The organism is Pseudokineococcus marinus (assembly GCF_013004605.1).
In the GTDB taxonomy this organism is placed as follows: domain Bacteria; phylum Actinomycetota; class Actinomycetes; order Actinomycetales; family Quadrisphaeraceae; genus Pseudokineococcus; species Pseudokineococcus marinus.
This window is the reverse complement of sequence record NZ_JABEMA010000311.1, coordinates 1-3,530: the sequence shown is the minus strand read 5'-3', so window position 1 is coordinate 3,530 and position 3,530 is coordinate 1. Positions and strand designations below refer to the sequence as shown.

Sequence of the window (3,530 nt, the reverse complement as noted above, 5' to 3'; positions counted from 1 at the left end):
CGCAGGTCGCTGCCGCAGATCGTCGAGGCCCTCGTCCCCACGAGCACCTGCCCGTGGCCCGGCTCGGGGTCGGGCACCTCCCGCAGGTCGACCCGGCTACCTCCCGGCAGGTACGCAGCGCGCACGGCTCCTCCTCGTCCCACAGTGTCGACGTCCTGGGCGGCCCGGTCCTCGTGCGGGCCCGGCAGGAGTCTGCCGCCCGCTCCGCCCTCGGACGTGGGGCGTCCGGGTGCCGGGCCGGGCGGGCGCTGGTAGGCCGGGGCCATGACGAAGCCCGACCGCCGCGCCGTCCTCGACGCCCTCCTCGAGCGCCACGGCACGACCTACGCGCAGGAGTCGGGGCTGCGGCTGGGGGACACCCCGGCGCCGCTCTTCGAGCTGCTCGTCCTGTCCTCCCTGCTGTCGGCCAACCTCCAGGCCGACCTCGGCGTGCGGACGGCGCGGGCGCTGCGCGAGGCGGGCCTGACGACGGCGGAGAAGCTCGCCGGCGCGAGCGACGAGGAGCGGTGGCGGGTGCTCGCCGACGCGAAGTACCTGCGCAAGGAGCAGACGGCGCGCCAGCTCGGGCAGCTGGCCGAGCGCGCGCAGGAGGAGCACTCCGGCGACCTGCGGCGCCTGCGCGACGAGGCCTTCGGCGACGGCGGCGGGGGCCTGCCCGCCCTGCGCGAGGGGGTGGGCGCCTTCACGGGCATCGGCCCGCTCGGCGTCGACATCTTCTGCCGGGAGGTGCAGGCGGTCTGGCCGCAGCTGCGGCCCTTCGCCGACGAGCGCGCCACCGACCCCGCGAGGGCGCTCGGCCTGCCGCACGACGCCGACGGCCTGGCCGAGCTCGCCGGCACCGACGACCTGTCCGTCGTCGGCGCCGCGCTCGTGCGCTGCGGGCTCGCCGACGACGCCGACGAGGTCCGCGCGGCGGCCCGGTAGCCCGCGCGGCGGCGGGTGCGGCGCACACCGACCTGCGGAACGGGGCGTCGCGCAGCGTCATCGCAGGTCCTGGGCCCGTGGCCCGGTCCGACGGCCCGTTCTGCAGGTCGGTGTGCGCGCAGCCGCCCGGGTCCAGCAGCCGGGACGCCGCGGGGACGGGCGGTCACCAGCGGTGGCGCCCGTGCGGGCCGGTGCAGTTGCATGACCCCCATGCACCCGCGCGCAGGCCAGCCCGCCCGCCCCGAGGACCTCGTCGACGTCGACGCCCTGCTCTCGGCGTACGCGGACCGGCAGCCGGACCCGTCCGACCCGGGGCAGCGCGTCGTCTTCGGCACGTCCGGGCACCGGGGGTCGTCGCTCGACGGCGCCTTCAACGAGCAGCACATCCTCGCCATCACGCAGGCCATCTGCGAGTACCGCGCGCAGCAGGGCACCACGGGGCCGCTGCTCATCGCCCGCGACACGCACGCCCTGTCGCTGCCCGCGTGGCGCTCGGCCCTCGAGGTCCTCGTGGCCAACGGCGTCGACGTCCTCGTCGACAGCCGCGACGGGTACACGCCGACCCCGGCGCTCTCGCACGCGGTGCTGCGGCTCAACGGCCGCGGCACCGCCACAGCGGGCGAGATCCCCGACGGCGACGCCGACGGCATCGTCGTGACCCCGTCGCACAACCCGCCGCGCGACGGCGGCTTCAAGTACAACCCGCCGCACGGCGGCCCCGCGGGCTCGGACGCGACGGGCTGGATCGCCGACCGCGCCAACGCCCTCCTCGAGGCCGGGCTCGACGGCGTGCAGCGCGTGCCCTTCGAGGAGGCCCGCGCGCGGGTCGGCGAGTACGACTTCCTGCGCCACTACGTCGACGACCTCGCGACCGTGCTGGACCTGGACGCCATCCGCGACGCCGGCGTGCGCATCGGCGCCCACCCGCTGGGCGGGGCCGCGGTCGCCTACTGGGCCGAGATCGCCTCGACCTACGGTCTCGACCTGACGGTCGTCGACGACACCGTCGACCCGCAGTGGGCCTTCATGACCCTCGACGGCGACGGCAAGATCCGCATGGACTGCTCCTCGCCGAACGCGATGGCCTCGATGATCGAGCAGAAGGACCGCTTCGACATCGCCACGGGCAACGACGCCGACTCCGACCGCCACGGCATCGTGACCCCCGACGCCGGGCTGATGAACCCCAACCACTACCTCGCCGTGGCGATCTCCTACCTGCTCGAGCACCGCGACTGGACCGACGAGCCGGCGGTCGGCAAGACGCTCGTCTCGTCCTCGCTGATCGACCGCGTCGTCGACGGTGCCGGGCGGACGCTGCTCGAGGTGCCGGTGGGCTTCAAGTTCTTCGTCGACGGGCTGCTCGACGGCTCGGTCGTCTTCGGCGGCGAGGAGAGCGCCGGCGCCTCCTTCCTCCGCAAGGACGGCACCGTCTGGACGACGGACAAGGACGGGATCCTCCTGGCGCTGCTCGCCTCGGAGATCCGCGCCGTCACCGGTCGCTCGCCGAGCGAGCTGCACGGCGACCTCGTCGAGCGGTACGGCGCGTCGGCGTACAAGCGCGTGGACGCCCCGGCCGGCCGGGAGGAGAAGGCGCGGCTCGGGAAGCTCTCGCCGGAGGCCGTCACCGCCTCCGAGGTCGGCGGCGAGGCGATCACCGCGAAGCTCACCGAGGCGCCCGGCAACCACGCGGCGATCGGCGGGCTCAAGGTGACGACGGAGAGCGCCTGGTTCGCGGCCCGCCCCTCGGGCACCGAGGACGTCTACAAGATCTACGCCGAGTCCTTCCGCGGCGAGGAGCACCTCGACCAGGTCCTCGAGGAGGCCCGCGGCGTCGTCGACGCTGCGCTCAAGGGGTGAGCGGGAGCGACGACGGGTCCGGCGGCGCGACGGGAGGGCTGAGCGCCGCCGAGCGCGCGGCCCTGGCCCGGGCCGTCGTCCTCGCCGCGCGCGGGCTGGGCGGCACGAGCCCCAACCCTGTCGTCGGCTGCGTCGTCCTCGACGCCGCGGGCGACGTCGCGGGGGAGGGCTGGCACGCCCGGGCCGGGGGGCCGCACGCCGAGGTCGGCGCCCTGCGCGAGGCCGGGGCGCGGGCCCGCGGCGGGACGGCGGTCGTCACCCTCGAGCCCTGCGACCACACGGGCCGCACCGGGCCGTGCTCGCAGGCCCTGCTGGCCGCGGGCGTCGCGCGCGTCGTGCTCGCCGTCGCGGACCCGGACTCCCGCGCCGCCGGGGGCGCGCGCACCCTCGCGGAGGCGGGGGTCGACGTCCTCCGCGCCGACCCGGAGCAGGCGGAGGCGGCGCGGCGGGTCAACGAGGCCTGGCTGCACGCGCAGCGCACGGGCCGCCCGCACGTCACGTGGAAGCTCGCCGCCACGCTCGACGGGCGCAGCGCCGCCGCCGACGGGACGAGCCGGTGGATCACCTCCCCGCAGGCCCGCGCCGACGCGCACCTCCTGCGCGCGCGCAGCGACGCCGTCGTCGTCGGCGTCGGCACGGTGCTCGCCGACGACCCGTCGTTGACGGTCCGCGACCTGCCGCCGACCGGCGACGCGGTCGCCGACGAGGCGCTCGCGGCCCGCGCGCCGCTGCGCGTCGTGCTCGAC

Annotated in this window: 3 protein-coding genes; all 3 read left to right on the top strand. The window is 76.7% G+C overall.

Annotation, left to right across the window (positions count from 1 at the left end; all coding sequences use genetic code 11):
- Positions 1 to 264 precede the first annotated feature (264 nt).
- Entirely contained in the window at positions 265 to 924 is a 660-nt protein-coding gene (locus HLB09_RS14595) for an endonuclease (protein WP_171204060.1), read from the top strand.
- 210 nt (positions 925 to 1,134) lie between these two features.
- Positions 1,135 to 2,784 carry a phosphoglucomutase (alpha-D-glucose-1,6-bisphosphate-dependent) gene (gene pgm / locus HLB09_RS14590; protein ID WP_171204059.1) on the top strand — a complete coding sequence of 550 codons (1,650 nt, stop codon included), beginning with the start codon at positions 1,135 to 1,137 and terminating at the stop codon, positions 2,782 to 2,784.
- Positions 2,781 to 3,530, top strand: a 750-nt coding sequence (gene ribD, locus HLB09_RS14585) for a bifunctional diaminohydroxyphosphoribosylaminopyrimidine deaminase/5-amino-6-(5-phosphoribosylamino)uracil reductase RibD (protein WP_322790203.1), incomplete at its 3' end; no start/stop codon positions are given. The genes pgm and ribD, both read left to right, overlap by 4 nt.